Raw genomic sequence first — 15,630 nt, 5'->3', positions numbered from 1 at the left:
CGCCCGCACCGCCTTCGCCCTGATGAAGCAGCAACAAGAATATTGCCCCGCAAAGCTCTTTTAAGCGTTGCAGGGCACCATAGAATCTCCCACAGCGACTTTGTAGGCAGAGAAGGCGATATCCTAGAATTGAAACAGACCCAGATAAGCACCGACGATGGTGTCGCCCCATAACAGCGCGATCCAGCCGGCAATGGCCAGATAGGGACCGAAGGGAATGCCCTGACCCTTTTTGAGGCCACCACGAGCCATCATGCCAATGGCGAACACCAGACCCACCACCGAGGACAACAGAATCACCAGCGGCAGATATTGCCAGCCCAGCCAGGCGCCCAGCGCGGCGAGCAGTTTGAAGTCACCGTAGCCCATGCCTTCCTTGCCGGTGACCAGCTTGAATACCCAGTACAGGCTCCACAACGACAGATAACCGGCCATGGCGCCGACGACGGCGTCCGGCAGGGCAACCGGCGAGATGCCCAGCAGCGCCGCCAGCAAACCTGCCCACAGCAGCGGGAAGGTCATGGCATCAGGGAGCAGCGTGGTATCCAGATCGATGGCCGCCAATGCCAGCAGGGTAAAGCTGGCGAACAGCACGAATATCAGCCAGCCCCCATAGCCAAACTGCCAGGCGCAAACAGCGGCGATCAGGGCGCTGAGCAACTCGACCAAGGGATAGCGGGCACTGATGCCCTGGCCGCAGGCGCTGCAGCGTCCCTTCAACAGCAGCCAACTGACCACCGGGATGTTCTCATGCCAGCGAATGGCGTGGTCGCAATGCGGGCAGCGGGAACGGGGCACCACCAGGTTGTAAGGGCTGGTTTCCTCGATGGGCAGTTCCAGCACTTCCTGGGCTTCGCGCCGCCAGGTGCGCTCCATCATTCGCGGAACGCGGTGAATCACCACATTGAGAAAGCTGCCCACCAGCAGCCCGAACACGGTACAGAAGAGAATGAGCAGTGCGGGCTGGTCGGCGAGAAAGCTAAACACGAATGTCGTTATCCTGTTTGTTGTCGGTCAGACCACCTGACCCAGTTGGAAGATCGGCAGATACATGGCGATGATCAGGCCGCCGATCAGCACACCCAGCACCGACATGATCAGCGGCTCCAGCATGCTGGTCAGACCGTCCACGAGATTATCCACCTCATCCTCGTAGTAGGTGGCGACTTTACCAAGCATACCGTCCAGGGCCCCGGATTCCTCGCCAATGGCGGTCATCTGCAAGGCCATTGGCGGGAAAACACCGGTGGAACGCATGGCGAATTGTAGCTGCTGGCCGGTGGCCACGTCTTCTTTGACCTGCACTACCGCCTTGCGATAAACCACATTGCCAGTGGCGCCGGCGCAGGCGTCCAGGGCGTCGATCAGAGGGACACCGGCGGCGAAGGTGGTGGACAGGGTTCGGGCAAACCGGGCCACGGTGGCTTTGTGAGTGATGTCGCCAATGATCGGCAAGCGCAGCAACAGGCGATCCACGGCGTCCTTGAAGGTTTGGGACCGTTTCCTTCCCTGGATGAAACCGGCAATAATCGCGCCTGCTCCAAGCAGTATGGGGAGAAAATGAGCCTGCAGTCCTTCGGACAATCCGATGACGAACTGGGTAAAGGCCGGCAACTCGGCCCCGAATCCTTCAAATAATTCCTGAAAGGTGGGCACCACTTTTACCAGCAGGATGCCGGTGACGATAACGGCGACACAGATGACGGCAATGGGGTATTTCACCGCCTTGCGGATCTTGGATTTCAAGGCCTCGCTTTTTTCTTTATAGAGCGCGACACGATCCAGCATGGTCTCCAGCGAGCCGGAAGCCTCGCCGGATTCGATCAGGCTGCAGTACAGATCGTCGAACAGTGTCGGGTGCTGTCGCAGGGCTCCGGCGAAGTTGTTGCCGCCTTCCACCTCGGTCTTGATCTTCAGCACCACGTCCTTCATCGATGGATTGTCCAGACCATCGGCGACAATATCGAAGGATTGCACCAGCGGTACGCCGGCTTTCATCATGGTGGCCATCTGGCGGGTGAACAGGGCGATGTCGGCGGGTTTGATCTTCTTCTTGCCGCCCAGGGACAGCTCCCGTTTCTTGATCACCTTGCGTGCCTGAATGCCCTGGCGGCGCAATTCAGCGCGCACCAGCGCCGGGCCCTTGCCGCTGATTTCCCCTTTGACTTTACTGCCCTTGCGATCAAGGCCTTCGTAGAGAAAAGTGGCGGTTTTCTGCTGCGCCGCTGTCTTAGCCATAGGCGTCCTGTATCCCCCTTAATCGTGTCTCGCGCCACGGAAATTCCGTGCACACGTCCCCATGAACGTTCTAGTGGCCGCTGGTGACCCGGTCCATTTCCTCCAGACTGGTGACCCCCTGCATCACCTTGAGCAGCCCGGAGCGGCGCAAATCGTTGAAGCCTTCCTTGCGGCACTGGTCGGCGATCTCGATGGAATTGCCATCCTGCATGATGATGCGGGCAATACCGTCCGTGACCCGGACCACCTCATAGATCCCCACCCGGCCCTTGTAGCCGTTATTGCATTTTTGGCAGCCTTTCGGGCCGAACACAGTAAAGCCACTCTCGATGTCCTGTTCCGTGAAACCCATCGCAAGCAGCGAGGGTTTGGGCACATCCACCGCTTCCTTGCAGTGGCTGCAAAGGCGGCGGGCCAGGCGCTGGGCGATGATCAGACTCACCGAAGTGGCGATATTGAAGGACGGCACCCCCATGTTACGCAGACGGGTCAGGGTTTCCGGAGCGCTGTTGGTGTGCAGGGTAGATAACACCAGGTGGCCGGTCTGGGCCGCTTTCACGGCGATTTCCGCGGTTTCCAGATCGCGGATCTCCCCCACCAGAATGACGTCGGGATCCTGACGCAGAAACGCCCGCAGCGCGGACGAGAAATCCAGCCCCTGCTTGGGATTCACGTTGACCTGATTGATGCCTTCCAGGTTGATTTCCACCGGATCCTCGGCGGTGGAGATGTTGCGCTCCGGCGTGTTGAGAATGTTCACGCCGGTATAAAGAGACACGGTCTTACCGGAACCGGTGGGGCCGGTGACCAGAATCATGCCCTGGGGCTGGTTCAGGGCCTTCATGTACATGTCTTTCTGCTCGGGTTCATAGCCCAGCGCATCAATACCCATCTTGGCGCTGTCCGGATCCAGAATCCGCAGCACGATCTTTTCGCCAAACAGAGTGGGGCAGGTATTGACCCGGAAATCGATGGCGCGATTCTTGGAAATCTTCAGTTTGATGCGACCGTCCTGGGGAACCCGTCGTTCGGAAATATCCAGGCGCGCCATCACCTTGAGCCGGGCGGCGATCTTGCTGGCGCTGTTGATCGGCGGCTTGGACATGGTCTGCAACACACCGTCCTGACGGAACCGTACCCGGTAGGTCTTTTCGTAGGGTTCGAAGTGCAGGTCCGAGGCGCCGCCCTTGATGGCGTCCAGCAGCAGCTTGTTGACGAAGCGAACGATGGGGGCATCGTCGGCGCCGTTGGCCTCGTCCTTGGCGTCCGCGGCCGGTTCACCGTTGGCCACGTCCAGATTGTCCAGTCCCTCGTCCAGATCGGCGAACGCCTTGCCCTCCGCCTCCGACTCCAGCCGGTCGATCCAACGGGTCAGCTTGTCGTCCTCGACAATCACTGTTTCCACGTTGAGGCCGGTATTGAAGCGGATTTCCTCCAGCGCCGGCAGATTGGTGGGGTCGGAGACGGCGACGAACAAACGGCTGCCCCTTTTGTACAGGGGCAGGACGGTGTGGCGGGCGATCAGCTTGGTATCCACCAGGTCCTTGACCAGGACATCCGGGGAAAACGCGTCCAGATCTATCACCGGATCCCCGAACTCCTCGGCGGAAGCCCGTGCCACGGTGGCCGCGGTCAGCAGACCCGAGCCCACCAGACGCCGGACCAGCGGCATCTGCTCCCGGCGGGCGGCGCCGGCCGCTTCCATCACCTGCTCGGTGGACAGATGGCCTTCGTTGACCAAGCGGCGGGCGAGGCCGCTCAGGGATGATTGAGGACTGCTCATGGGTCGGAAAGAATGAGTTCGTGAATAGGAAATAATTCTTATGTATCAGAAGATTGGCAGCCTTTGTCCAGGCTGTAAAGAGCCGGTGCCCGGCGGCTGAGAACCGGGTCCCACTTCCTTGACGGAGAGCAACTGCTGGAGCGGAGCGGCCATTCGAGCAGGTGCCCAAACCCGTCCATTCAGGGTGACAAAACCGGTCAGTGGCTGACGCAAAGCGGCAGAGTGCACCGTTCACACTTTGTCTCCAGCCCCCGTGAATCCTGGCTCAGGCAAATTGGCCCGGTAGCTGCATTGGGGAAGGCGCGACGCTCGCCTTGGGGGTGAGCACGGAAAACACAGTTCCCGCTATGGAGACGCAACAATGAAAAACGTGCAAAAGGGTTTTACGCTGATTGAATTGATGATCGTGGTGGCGATCATTGGGATTCTGGCGGCGGTCGCTATTCCGGCTTATCAGGATTACACCGTTCGTAGCCGGGTGGCTGAGGCGCTGTCTTTAGCTTCTGGTGCGAAAATTGCCGTAGCCGAAAACGCTTCATCTGCGGCGGCAGACCTGTCAGCTGGTTGGACTGCTCCTAATCCGACGGTCAATGTTCAAGGTGTTGCGATTGATGGGCAGACAGGGGTAATCACTGTAACTACTACGGCTGCTGCCGGTGGTGATACAATCACCTTCGTACCTAGCGATAACAACGGTGCTATTGCACAGGGTACTTTGCCTGAAGGTGCGATCACATGGGATTGTACTGGCGGTGGGCTTGATGCCAAGTATCGTCCCTCTGAGTGTCGTCCGTAAACGAATCGTAGGGTCGGGTCTTGCTTTTTGCCTTTGCAATCGCAGGCAAAAAGCGAGGCCCAGCCTCGTAAGCCGTAATCCCTGAGCCCCGCTTTCACACCACCCCCAACCGCAACCAACCCCGATAGCCTCAGTAACTTCTCCGCCGTACTCAATGACGGAGCTGTATTAGCGGTAGCCTTGCACATCTCTCCAGTGCTGAAACTCAGCCGGGCGCAGGCGGTATCGTGCCAAAACGCCTTCGTGGAGACGGCGTAGCTCCTCGATGATCAAGTCCGCCACTTCTCCCTGGTCCTCTTCAGAAGTCAGATCTGTCAGGCTGTTCCTGATCACGTCCAGGGGGGGCTGTCGGCACGGAGCACCACCTGACGAACCGTCTCCCTGATCCTTTGGTGCCAGGCCAGGCGCATCGGATCGAGTTCCGTGAGTTCCTGTTTGATGGCCAGGTATTCCTGGGTGGAGCATTCATGGGCCCAGAGGTAGAGATCACGCAGAAGTTCGATGCGTGTCAGTTCGTACACTCCCAAGATGGCACGGCTGTAGGCCTGCTCCGGCACGCCGAGGAAAGCCAATGGACAGAGGTTGGCGCGGATGAGCGGAAGGTTGGCGGCCAAGCGGGAGTAGGTGTTGCTCAAGGTGGCAGGAGGGCCTGGACAGATCGATCAGCAGGCGGTCCAGGATAGCGCCGCCGTAAGTGACCGCCGTTCGCTCGATTTGGCCGGTGTCCCCCATGGGAAAATGGCAATGTAGCGGCGGGCCCGGGCGGCGCCTGCCGTTCGCACTTTGCGTTGGGTGACCAGAACCGCCAGCCATCGCTGAAGCGTGCGGCGGGGAATGTCCGGGCGCAGCCGGAGAAGCTCGCTGATATTCAGGCCGTTGGGGTGGACCTTGAAGACTTTGAAGTACGGCGTCCGGAGAGCTCATTGTGGCGTGATTCTGGCGTAAGAGCGAGAATCGCGCCACGTAGATGGTGCAATCCGCGTGCGAGCACCGGCTCTAGACGCGGGTCTCGACCGGCGTCGCGGACCCCTCTTTCTTCGCCAACAAAAACAACGTCACCGTAATCACCGCCCCCAGCACGTCACTCCACAGGCCGGGATAGATCAGCGACAGCGCGCCGGCCAGGGCCAGCAGACGCCACACCGCGCCCAGCGGACGCCGCAGATAGCCTTCCACCGCCACCGCCAACAGCAGTACCCCTACCGTCCCGGTGATGATCACCCAGATGATGTTGCCGACGGTGGCGTCGATCATCAGCATGTTGTGGGCGAACACGAACATGTAAGGCACGACGAAGCCGGCCACCGCCAGTTTCATCGCCTGGAAGCCGGTGGCGTTGGGCGAGCCGCCGCTGATGCCGGCGCCGGCGTAGGCGGCCAGGGCCACCGGTGGTGTCAGGTTGGCGAAGATGCCGAAGTAGAAGACGAACATGTGGGCGATGAAGATGGCGGTATCATTGTCGCCGGCCAGTTCGCGGAACAAGGGCAGGTTGAGCAGGATCGGCGCCGCCATGGTGCTGGTGATGATGTAGGTGGGGATGCTCGGCAGCCCCATGCCCAGCACGATGGACGCGATCATGGTCAGCATCAGGGTCGCCAGCAGTTGCAGGGTCGGGTAGGGAATGGCCCGTCCCAATTGCACCACCGCGTCGGCGGCTTCCAGCGCGATACCGGTGAGGGTGGCGATACCAACGATGATGCCCACGGCGCCGCAGGCCAGGGCCACGGGAATGGAGTTGCGCACGCCGTCGGTCATGGCGTCACGGCAATCGGCCACATCCATCTTCTCCGCCACCAGGCCAAGCCGGGCGCGAACCGCGTTGATCAGCACCGGAATGGCGATGACCGCGAACAGAGTCAGGCGGCTGGTTGGCATGGAAGGAATGGCATTGCCGAGAATCAGGGCGCGCAGCTGCGGCTCGAAGATCAGCAGAGTCAGCAGGATCGTGGCGCCGATCGTCACCCGCCGGGTGCCACAGATCAGCACCGTGGCGGCGATGGACCAGAACGCGGCGAAGAACGGCGCGCGCCCTTCGAACAGCAACCACATCAATACCGCCATCGGCACCAGCAGGTGGCCGCGCTTGATCATCACTTCCTTGATCGGCGTCAGTTGGGATCTGGGAATCCCTTCCAGGCCGTTGCGCATGGCGCGCAGATGCACCTGGAACAGCACACCGAGATAGAACAGCAGGGCGGGAATGATGCCGGCCATGATCACCTGGGTGTAGGGCACCGACAGCACTTCCGCCATGATGAAGGCGGCGGCGCCCATGATCGGTGGCAGGATCTGTCCGCCGACACTGGCGGAGGCTTCGACCGCGCCGGCGAAATTGGGTTTGTAGCCGGTTCGCTTCATCAACGGAATGGTGAAGGCGCCGGTGGTTACCACGTTGGCGATGGCCGAGCCATTGATGGAACCGAGAAAACCGCTGGCCAGCACCGCCACCTTGGCGGGACCGCCCCGGGTGTGGCCCGCCACGGCCAGGGCGAGATCATTGAACAGCTGCCCCAGCCCGGATTTCACCAGGAAAGCGCCGAACAGAATGAACAGGATGATGTAGCTGGCGGATACGGCGATGGCGGTGCCGAGCAGGCCTTCGGTGATGAACACGAGATGCGACATGATCTGCCGGCCTGTGGCCAGGACGATAGCCTCGTTGATCCGTGGATAGAAAGACAGCTTGGCGTAGAAGCCGTAGACCAGAAAAAGAGTGGCCAGAATCGGTAAGCCCCAGCCGGTTACCCTGCGGGTGGCATCCAGCACCAGCAGGATGGCCACCGCGCCCACCACCATATCGACCTGATTGATACGTCCGCCCGATGTGATCACCCGGTCCGTCACCACCAGCATATAAATGCCAATGGCAAAAGCGACGATAACCAGAATGGCATCGAACCAGGGGACCCGGTTCCGCGCTCCTTTTTTGGTGATCGGATAGAGGATGAATGCCAGAGCCAGCAGCACATAGAGATGGATGCTGCGCTGGGCGATATCCACCAGCGGCCCGGAAAAGGAAGTGTACAAATGGAAGGACGCCAGCAGGACGCACACAACGGTAATAAAGGCGAGGATCCAGCGGGGCAAGGCGTCGCGGACCAGACTCTCGCGATCGTATTTTTCCAGCGCTTCCTTGATGGCGGGATCCGTTTCCACCCTCTCCGGTTCCGGTGGAAGTGGGGAAGGGGATGAAGCAGATGGGTTCATGGCGATCTCCACTGCCGCCACCAGGTTCCGAACCGGGCGGGCAGCATCGTCAACAAGGGGGCTTCCCGAGTCGTGAATGTCAGAATCGGCGGGACACCGGGATGCGTCAGATCCAGTGTCCGCCCTTGGAAGTATAGTCGGTAGTGTTCTGCCTCGGCGGCCTGGACATGCAGCGGATCCACCGGGCGGTGGATGCCGCTCATGACCACCCAGCCCTGTTCGAGACGGGTTTCGCGGCCCACGGCGGCGGGGACACCGGCACCGAAGGTCTTGAACCGGGTTTCCACCAGCATCAGGCTGCCATTCGTTTGAATCTGGAACCGTTCTTCCCAGTCTTCTTTTTCCACCGAGTGCGTCCAGCGCAATGCGAAGTCGGAACCGGAGGTCGCGGGGAAGGCGTAACGCAGTGCTTCGCCTTCCTCAATCACCAACCAGAATCTCGGCCAAAGCAGTGCCGCGAGAACCGCCGCCATGATCGGAACCAACGCCAACCGCCAGCGGCGCCGGATTCCGATCCTCGCTACCACCGTGCCGGCTTATTCGCCGCCGTCGCGGCTGTCGTAATAGCTCTTGGCGCCGGGATGCAGAGGAACCACCAAGTGCTGGTCCATGGTTTCCGGGTCAATGTCCTTGAGGGCGCCAACCGACACTTTGCCGGAGTGCAGATAGTCGTCGAAACGCCCGGTCAATTCCTCCGCCACCTTACTGTCCATGGAGGCGGGAACGATCAGGATGTTGCGAATCGCCACCGTGGTGACCTCGGCATCCAGGTTGTAGCGCTCGGGTTTGCCGGCGGGAATGGTGTACGTCTCATAGTAGGGATAGGCTTCGAGCAGTTTGTCGGCCACCTCGCCGGTGACCGGCACGAACGTCACGTCGTTGGTCTGCATCAGTCCGGTAATGCTGGAGTTGGGAACGCCGGAAGTGAAGAAGGCCGCGTCCAGGTTGCCGTTGCTCATTTCCGTAACGCTGTCGGCATAGCCGGTGTGGCTGACCCGGGCCAGATCATCGTAACTGAGGCCGGTGGCTTCCAGCACGATTTTGGCGCTCTGTTCCACGCCGGAACCGACCTTGCCCACGCCGACCCGTTTGCCGGCCAGATCATCGACGCTGTCGATACCACTATCCGCGGTGGCGACGATCTGCACCACGTTGGGGTAGAGCCCCGCCAGGGTGGTGATGTCGGCCTTGTTGCCCGCGAACTGATTGTTGCCGTTGACCGCGTCGTAGGCCACGTCGCTCATGACGATGGCGATCTGATTAAGGCCATCCTGAATGTTCTGGATGTTTTGCACCGAGGCTCCGGTGGAAACCACCTGTACCCCGCCGATCAGGTCACTGGCCTCGAAGATGGGTTTCAGCGCGCCGCCGATGGGATAGTAGGAACCGGACGTGCCGCCGGTACCGAAGATCAGATTCACGGGCGTGCTGTCGCTGGTCCGGGTCTGTTCGGAAGCCGAGCCATCGGTGCTGCTTCCACCTTGTGGCGCGTCCTGGGGCTCGTCGCCGCAGCCCGCGAGCAGGGCGCCGGACAACCCCAGCGTGGCGGCAAGAATCAAAGTACGAGGTGCCATGGATCTTCTCCTGTTTTTATCGCCATGATGAATACGTGGACCCGCACTAGCTTACGAGCCGTACCACTTTGATACCACGTGAAGAGGCTAAGACTAAAGTAGAACGGGGAAGAAGGGAGGGGGAGAGGAACAGCCGGGCTACGAAGCCGCTGTGGGAGCTTGCCTGCAAGCGAATCTTTGGGAAACCGGCCCAATTCGCTTGCAGGCAAGCTCCCACAGTGGCTTCGTGGTGGCTTCTAAAGCGGACCGGGATCAGTTCAGTACCCGGTAACCGCGTCCGCGCATGCAGTTTTTCATGACCTGGGACTTTTCCTGTTGGGCGTCCCCGGCCTTGCCGGCGCCGCCCAGTACCGCGCCGCCGCCGGCCATGCGGCCAGCGGTGCCGGAATCACCGAAGATGGCACCGAGAATGCCGCCAAGCACCGCGCCGCCGACGGCACCCTCCGCGGCATCCCGGCCGGTGGAAACCTGATCGGCGACCTGCTCGCATTCGGCCAGATCCTGCTGATATTGAGCCTGATCCACGCCCTGCGGGTCCACCACGATCCGTTTGGTCGAGGTGCAGCCGGTCATCAGCAACAATCCGGCGGTACCGAGGATGATCATTGCACGCATGGCTTCTCTCCTTAGTCTGCCTCGTTATGCACATTCCATGATATGTGATGCCGTGTCGATAGCTCCGGCGCTCGCTTCCGTTTACCCCGATGATACGCGATTTGGCCGTATGGAGGCTGAACAGCAGGGAATTTTACGTTACCTGGTTTTTGGCTTTTCGTTGTTAACTGTCCACTATCAACTGTCGACTTTTCAAGCTGTCCCCTGCAGGCGCAGCGACAGGTCCACCGCTTGACAATGCTTGGTCAGAGCGCCGGAGGAGAGGTACAGCGGGCGGCTGTCCGGCAGGGTGGCGACATCATCCAGAGTGCGGTTGCCGGAGATTTCCAGAGCGCTGTGCGGTGCCAGCGACATGGCCTCGGCCAGCATCTCCGGGGTGAAATTATCGAGCATGATCTGGTCCGGAGTCAGCGCCGCCGCTTCTCGCAGTTCATCCAGATTTTCCACCTCGATGATGATTTTCTTGTTGGCGGCGACACGGCGGGCCTGCTCGATGGCGGAGGTGATCGACCCACAGGCGGTAATGTGGTTTTCCTTGATCAGAAAAGCGTCGTACAAGCCCAGGCGATGGTTTTCGCAGCCCCCGCACAGGACCGCGTATTTCTGCGCCGCGCGCAGGCCTGGCAGGGTCTTGCGGGTGTCCAGCACGGTGACCGTGGTGCCGGCCACGGCGTCGGCGTAGCGCCGCGCGCTGGTGGCGGTGGCCATCAGCGTCTGCAGGAAATTCAGTGCGGTCCGTTCGCCGGTGAGGATGCGGCGGGTATTGCCGCTGAGCGTGCAGAACACGGTGCCGGCGGCCAACCGCTCGCCTTCCCCGGCGTGCCATTGCACGTCCACGCCACCCAGTTGACGGAATACTTCCTCGGCCCAGGGCGCGCCGCACATGACCGCGTCCTCGCGGGTCACAATGGTGGCTTGCGCCTGTGCGGACTCGGGGATCAGCTGCGCGGTGATATCACCGTCGCCGATGTCTTCTTGCAAAGCGAAGGCCACGACCCGCGCGATATCGGCGCGGGCGTAGTCGGGCAGGGATCGGGTCGTCATTGTTGATCGAAAAACTCTTTGCTGAGGCGCACCACCACGGGGGCCAGGAATAACAGAGCGATCAGGTTCGGGACCGCCATCAGAATGTTCATGATATCGGCTATCGGCCAGACCAGGCCCAGGTCCATCATCGCGCCTACCGGTACCACCAGCACCCAGACCCAGCGAAACGGCACCAAGGCGCGCTCGCCGAACAAATACTGGGTACAGCGTTCGCTGTACAGGCTCCAGCCGAGCAGGGTGGTGAACGCGAAGATAGCCAGACCACAGGTCACCACGATTTCGCCATAGGTGCCGAAAGTGCTGGAAAAAGCCAGGGCGGACAGGGGAGCGCCCTTTTCACCGCTGGTCCAGGCACCGCTGGCGACGATGGCCAGACCGGTGACGGAGCATACCACGATGGTGTCGATAAAGGTGCCGAGCATGGCGACACTGCCCTGGCGGGCGGGGTGGTCGGTGTTGGCGGACGCATGGGCGATGGGCGCGCTGCCCAGGCCGGCCTCGTTGGAGAAAATACCCCGGGCAATACCATATTGGATCGCCTCCTTGATCACGGCGCCGGCGAAGCCCCCGGCGGCGGCGGTGCCGCTGAACGCGCCGTCGAAGCACAGAGCAATGGCGGCGGGCAGGGCGGCGGCGTGATCCACCAATACCGCCAGGCCAGTGAGCAGATAGGCCAGGGCCATGAACGGCACCACGAAGGTGGCGACCCGGGCGATACGCTTGATGCCGCCCAGTACCACCAGGCCGACCATGGCCATCAGCACCAGCCCGGTGGTCCAGGTGGGTACGCCAAAACTATCGTGGAGGCCGTCGGCCACCGAGTGGGTTTGTGTGGTGTTGCCGATGCCGAAACCGGCGCACATGCCGAAGAAGGCGAACAGCACCGCCAGCCAGGCCCAGCGCGACCCCATGCCCTTGCGGATGTAGTACATCGGGCCGCCCACGTACTGCCCGCGATGGTCTTGTTCCCGGTAATGCACCGCCAACACCGCCTCGGCGTATTTGGTGGCCATGCCCACCAGGGCGATCAGCCACATCCATACCAGTGCGCCGGGGCCGCCGGAAGCGATGGCGGTGGCGACGCCGACGATGTTACCGGTGCCGATGGTGGCGGACAGCGCCGTGGCCAGCGCGGCGTTGGAGCCGATGGTGCCTTGCCCTGGGGAGGGGCGGAACATCTGCTTAAAGCCGAACCCCAGGCGCCGGATAGGCAGAAACCCCAGGCGCAAACTCAGATAAATACCGGTGCCGGCGATCAATATCAGGGCCGGCCAGCCCCACATGAGGTCGCGGACAGCCTCGGTGCGATCAATGATGGTTTCCATCGTTTCCCTTCCAGTCTTTTCACAGGAAGAGTAGGGAATTCGGCCTGCCGGGAAAAGCGGTAATCGGGGTTGCGCGGGTTTTCACCAATCATGCGGGGAATTGAAATAATACTAATATCTTATTTGAGAGTTGGTTCAAAATAGTGATTTTGGGGTCGTGCTAGCTTAGTTTCTCTGTATCCGTATGGACTTTTCTTGCTGGGACTCCTTTCGGGGTGCCGGGGTAATCAGCCATGACCAACGTCACGCACATCGGTACCGCCTCGGGTCGCCGCGCTGGCACCGCCCCCGCCGAGCCCTTGCCACGCCCGCTGGAACAGGTTCGTGAGTGCACCCGGGAGCGGGCTCTGGCGCTGCTGGCGGGCATGCTCGACGGCGCCGACGACATGCTGTTCAACATGGCGGAAACCGAAACCGACCGTGAGCGGGATCGTTACTTCGACGCCATGCGCGAGCTTCGTCTGCAAAGACGGGTGCTGGAAACCGGCTTTCATGACGGCATCGTCGCCTTGTTCAATGAGATCGGCCGGGAACGCAAGCCGTCTCCGGAGGCGTCCTCCCCTGGCATCGAATCGCTGACGCTGGTGCAGAATGACGAGCTGGAAATCTCCGTGGCGCTGGATAACCTGGCGCGCCGGGCCCGCAACGGCTGTGAGGAGGCTCTGGCCCTGCTGTGTCACCGCCTGGAATATCTGTTCGAGGGCAAGGTGGCGATTAGCGAGAAAAACAATCCGCTGGAACCCCGCCAACTGGCCGCCTGCTTTGCCGACTGCGTATTGCGCTTGTCGCTGGATATCCGCGCCCGCTTGATCGTTTTGAAGCTGTTCGAGCGGGTGGTCATGGACGAGGCTCCGGCCCTGGTGGAGCAGGCCAACCGCACTCTGGCGGAGGCCGGTGTGCTGTCGGAACTGGCCAGCGCACCGGTGGCCCGGCGGCCGGTCCGGCGCTCCAGCGGGACCGAATCGCGGCAGGCCGATGGCCCCACCTCCAGCGCCGACCACGGCCAGTTGGGCGAGTTGCTGGCCTTGCTGAGGGGGCCGGCCAGGGCGGTGTCGGAGACGTCACCGGAACCGTTTGATCTGTCCGGCCTGGCCACCCTGTTTGATGGCGTGGCGCATCGGGGCGGCGCGCCGGTCACCGTGGATCAGCCGGTGCGGGCAGTCAGTCGGGATGACCTGATACAGGTGCTTTCGCGCCTGCAGCGTGATGCTCATGGGCAATCCGGGAAGGGCGAGGGCCGGGGGCTGCGCGAGTCCCTGGCCCGGGAACTGGATCAACAGCAGGATGCCCCGGTGGTACACGCTCTGGAGCAGGCCGATGATGACCTCATCAATCTGGTGGCCATGCTGTTCGACTTTATCCTGGATGACGAGTCGCTGCCCGCTGACGTCAAGGCGTTGATCGGGCGTCTGCAGATTCCGCTGCTGAAAGTGGCGATCAACGACAACGGTTTTTTCGGTGACGACGGCCATCCGGCCCGGGCGTTGCTCAACACCCTGGCCCGGGCCGGCGCTCAGTGGGACCCGCAGCAAGGCACGGGTGACGAGTTGTATCAGCGTATCCGCCGTGCGGTCTACACGGTGATCGACCATTACGACGAAGACGACGGCCTGTTCGCCCAGTTGCAGGCGGAATTCGACGAGTATTTCAGTGACCAGGACACCCGCGCCCGTCGCCTGGCGCAACGTTTGCGCGAAAGCGAGGAGGGACGTGCCCGGGCCGAGCAGGCGATGACGCGGGCGCGGCGGCACCTGGACCAGCGGTTGGCGGGCCGGGCCTTGCCGGAGGCGCTGATCCGCCTGTTGCGTCAGGGCTGGCAACAGGTGTTGTACCTGACCTTGCTGCGCGAAGGAGAAGACAGTGAAGCCTGGCGTCGGCAAAGCAAGATCGCCGATGCGCTGATCTGGTGTCTGCTGCCCCATGCGACGGAGGCCGACCAGCATAAAGCCCGCCAGATGGCGCCCAAACTGAGGGTGGCGGTGGCCCGGGGGTTGGCGGCGATACAGCACGACGAGGTGGAAAGCCAGGCGTTGGTGCGCGGCTTGGCTCTGGCCCAGGAGGCCATGTTCCGGGGGCAGGCGCCGCGGCGGGTGAAAGTGAAAGCGGCGCCGGAGGACGTGGCCGCCTCACCCTTGCCGGAGGACGATGCCTTGCTGGTGCGGGCGCGGGCGCTGCGACCCGGCCAGTGGGTGGAAATCGGCGCCGGCGACGAGGCTCGCCGCGCGCGGCTGGCGGCCAACATCCGCGAGGGCACCAAACTGGTGTTCATTAACCGCCGGGGCATCAAGGTGGAGGAATTCGACGCCACCGCGCTGGCCGTTGCCATGCGGGAAGGCACTGTTAAACTCATCGATGAGGGAGCGCTGTTCGACCGGGCCCTGGAGGCGGTGATCGGCGATCTGCGCCGGCGGCAAGGCCACTGAGCGGCGCTCCCCATCATCATTGGGGAGTTTCCGTGTCCGTATCACCGTCGTTGACGCCGACCTATACCTTGCAAGAGCACTGGGTGGAGCAAGCCCGCAAGGTGCCCTCACCGAACTTCAATGCCCGCCCCGATCCGGACGACATCGGGCTGATCGTTCTGCACAACATCAGTCTGCCGCCGGGCCAGTTTGGCGGCCCGCACATCGAAGCGCTGTTCCAGAACCGCCTTGACCATGACGCTCACCCCTATTTCGAGGGTTTGAGAGATCTGCGGGTGTCCGCCCATTTCCTGATTCGCCGTGACGGTGAGCTGGTGCAGTTCGTCGCCTGTGACCAGCGTGCCTGGCATGCCGGCGCCTCGTCCTGGCGCGGGCGGGACAACTGCAACGATTATGCGCTCGGCATAGAGCTGGAAGGATGCGATGATCAAGCCTTTGATGAACGTCAATACGCGGCGTTAAAGCCGTTGCTGGCGGCTCTGATCCGTCATTATCCTCGATTGAGCCGCGATACCATCACCGGCCACGAGCATATCGCTCCGGGCCGTAAAACCGATCCCGGGCCCTGTTTTGACTGGGCGCGGATCGGCTTGGTAATGACAGCTGGAAATAACCACTGAGG

13 protein-coding genes are annotated in these 15,630 nt (G+C 61.8%); 3 read left to right on the top strand and 10 right to left on the bottom strand.

Features of this window, described 5'->3' with window-relative positions; genetic code table 11:
* Nucleotides 1–123: 123 nt before the first annotated feature.
* The 3 genes from CRO06_RS19470 to pilB all read right to left on the bottom strand — a co-directional run bounded on the left by CRO06_RS19470 (nucleotide 124) and on the right by pilB (nucleotide 4,021).
* Complete coding sequence (locus CRO06_RS19470) at nucleotides 124–987, bottom strand: prepilin peptidase (protein ID WP_022995250.1); 864 nt, start codon at nucleotides 985–987, stop codon at nucleotides 124–126.
* A 27-nt stretch (nucleotides 988–1,014) separates the two neighbouring features.
* Complete coding sequence (locus CRO06_RS19465; RefSeq protein WP_022995251.1) at nucleotides 1,015–2,238, bottom strand: type II secretion system F family protein; 1,224 nt, start codon at nucleotides 2,236–2,238, stop codon at nucleotides 1,015–1,017.
* Between the two features lie 70 nt (nucleotides 2,239–2,308).
* Nucleotides 2,309–4,021 carry a type IV-A pilus assembly ATPase PilB gene (gene pilB, locus CRO06_RS19460; RefSeq protein ID WP_022995252.1) on the bottom strand — a complete coding sequence of 571 codons (1,713 nt, stop codon included), beginning with the start codon at nucleotides 4,019–4,021 and terminating at the stop codon, nucleotides 2,309–2,311.
* 361 nt (nucleotides 4,022–4,382) lie between these two features.
* Between pilB and CRO06_RS19455 the strand changes: the two genes are divergently transcribed.
* Nucleotides 4,383–4,817, top strand: coding sequence for a pilin (locus CRO06_RS19455; RefSeq protein WP_097059197.1), 435 nt, complete (start codon nucleotides 4,383–4,385; stop codon nucleotides 4,815–4,817).
* A gap of 329 nt (nucleotides 4,818–5,146) precedes the next feature.
* Here the strand turns inward: CRO06_RS19455 and CRO06_RS19450 are convergent, their stop codons facing one another.
* From CRO06_RS19450 to CRO06_RS19420, 7 genes are all read right to left on the bottom strand, one after another.
* Nucleotides 5,147–5,452: a hypothetical protein gene (locus CRO06_RS19450; protein WP_097059196.1), complete on the bottom strand. Its 306-nt coding sequence runs from the start codon at nucleotides 5,450–5,452 to the stop codon at nucleotides 5,147–5,149.
* A gap of 361 nt (nucleotides 5,453–5,813) precedes the next feature.
* Nucleotides 5,814–7,973: a TRAP transporter permease gene (locus CRO06_RS19445; RefSeq protein ID WP_244902860.1), complete on the bottom strand. Its 2,160-nt coding sequence runs from the start codon at nucleotides 7,971–7,973 to the stop codon at nucleotides 5,814–5,816.
* Nucleotides 7,974–8,020: 47 nt separating this feature from the next.
* Complete coding sequence (locus tag CRO06_RS19440; protein ID WP_051414215.1) at nucleotides 8,021–8,497, bottom strand: DUF1850 domain-containing protein; 477 nt, start codon at nucleotides 8,495–8,497, stop codon at nucleotides 8,021–8,023.
* Between the two features lie 63 nt (nucleotides 8,498–8,560).
* Nucleotides 8,561–9,598 (bottom strand): TAXI family TRAP transporter solute-binding subunit, encoded by a 1,038-nt coding sequence (locus CRO06_RS19435; protein WP_097059194.1) that lies wholly within the window; start codon nucleotides 9,596–9,598, stop codon nucleotides 8,561–8,563.
* Between the two features lie 252 nt (nucleotides 9,599–9,850).
* Entirely contained in the window at nucleotides 9,851–10,213 is a 363-nt protein-coding gene (locus CRO06_RS19430; RefSeq protein WP_022993710.1) for a glycine zipper family protein, read from the bottom strand.
* A gap of 192 nt (nucleotides 10,214–10,405) precedes the next feature.
* Nucleotides 10,406–11,257, bottom strand: a complete 852-nt coding sequence (nadC, locus tag CRO06_RS19425; RefSeq protein ID WP_097059193.1) for a carboxylating nicotinate-nucleotide diphosphorylase — start codon at nucleotides 11,255–11,257, stop codon at nucleotides 10,406–10,408.
* Entirely contained in the window at nucleotides 11,254–12,585 is a 1,332-nt protein-coding gene (locus tag CRO06_RS19420; RefSeq protein WP_022993708.1) for an alanine/glycine:cation symporter family protein, read from the bottom strand. Before CRO06_RS19420 ends, nadC begins: the two co-directional genes overlap by 4 nt.
* Nucleotides 12,586–12,818: 233 nt before the next feature.
* On the opposite strand from CRO06_RS19420, the gene CRO06_RS19415 reads away from it, so the two are divergent.
* Both CRO06_RS19415 and ampD read left to right on the top strand, forming a co-directional pair.
* Nucleotides 12,819–15,008, top strand: coding sequence for a DUF1631 domain-containing protein (locus tag CRO06_RS19415; RefSeq protein WP_097059192.1), 2,190 nt, complete (start codon nucleotides 12,819–12,821; stop codon nucleotides 15,006–15,008).
* Between the two features lie 32 nt (nucleotides 15,009–15,040).
* On the top strand, nucleotides 15,041–15,628 hold the full coding sequence (gene ampD / locus CRO06_RS19410) for a 1,6-anhydro-N-acetylmuramyl-L-alanine amidase AmpD (RefSeq protein ID WP_097059191.1): 588 nt from the start codon (nucleotides 15,041–15,043) through the stop codon (nucleotides 15,626–15,628).
* The last annotated feature ends 2 nt before the right edge of the window (nucleotides 15,629–15,630 follow it).

This window comes from Alloalcanivorax xenomutans (genome assembly GCF_900217905.1).
Classification (GTDB): Bacteria; Pseudomonadota; Gammaproteobacteria; order Pseudomonadales; family Alcanivoracaceae; genus Alloalcanivorax; species Alloalcanivorax xenomutans.
The sequence above is the reverse complement of the archived record's forward strand: the minus strand, read 5'-3'. Positions and strand labels throughout refer to the sequence as shown.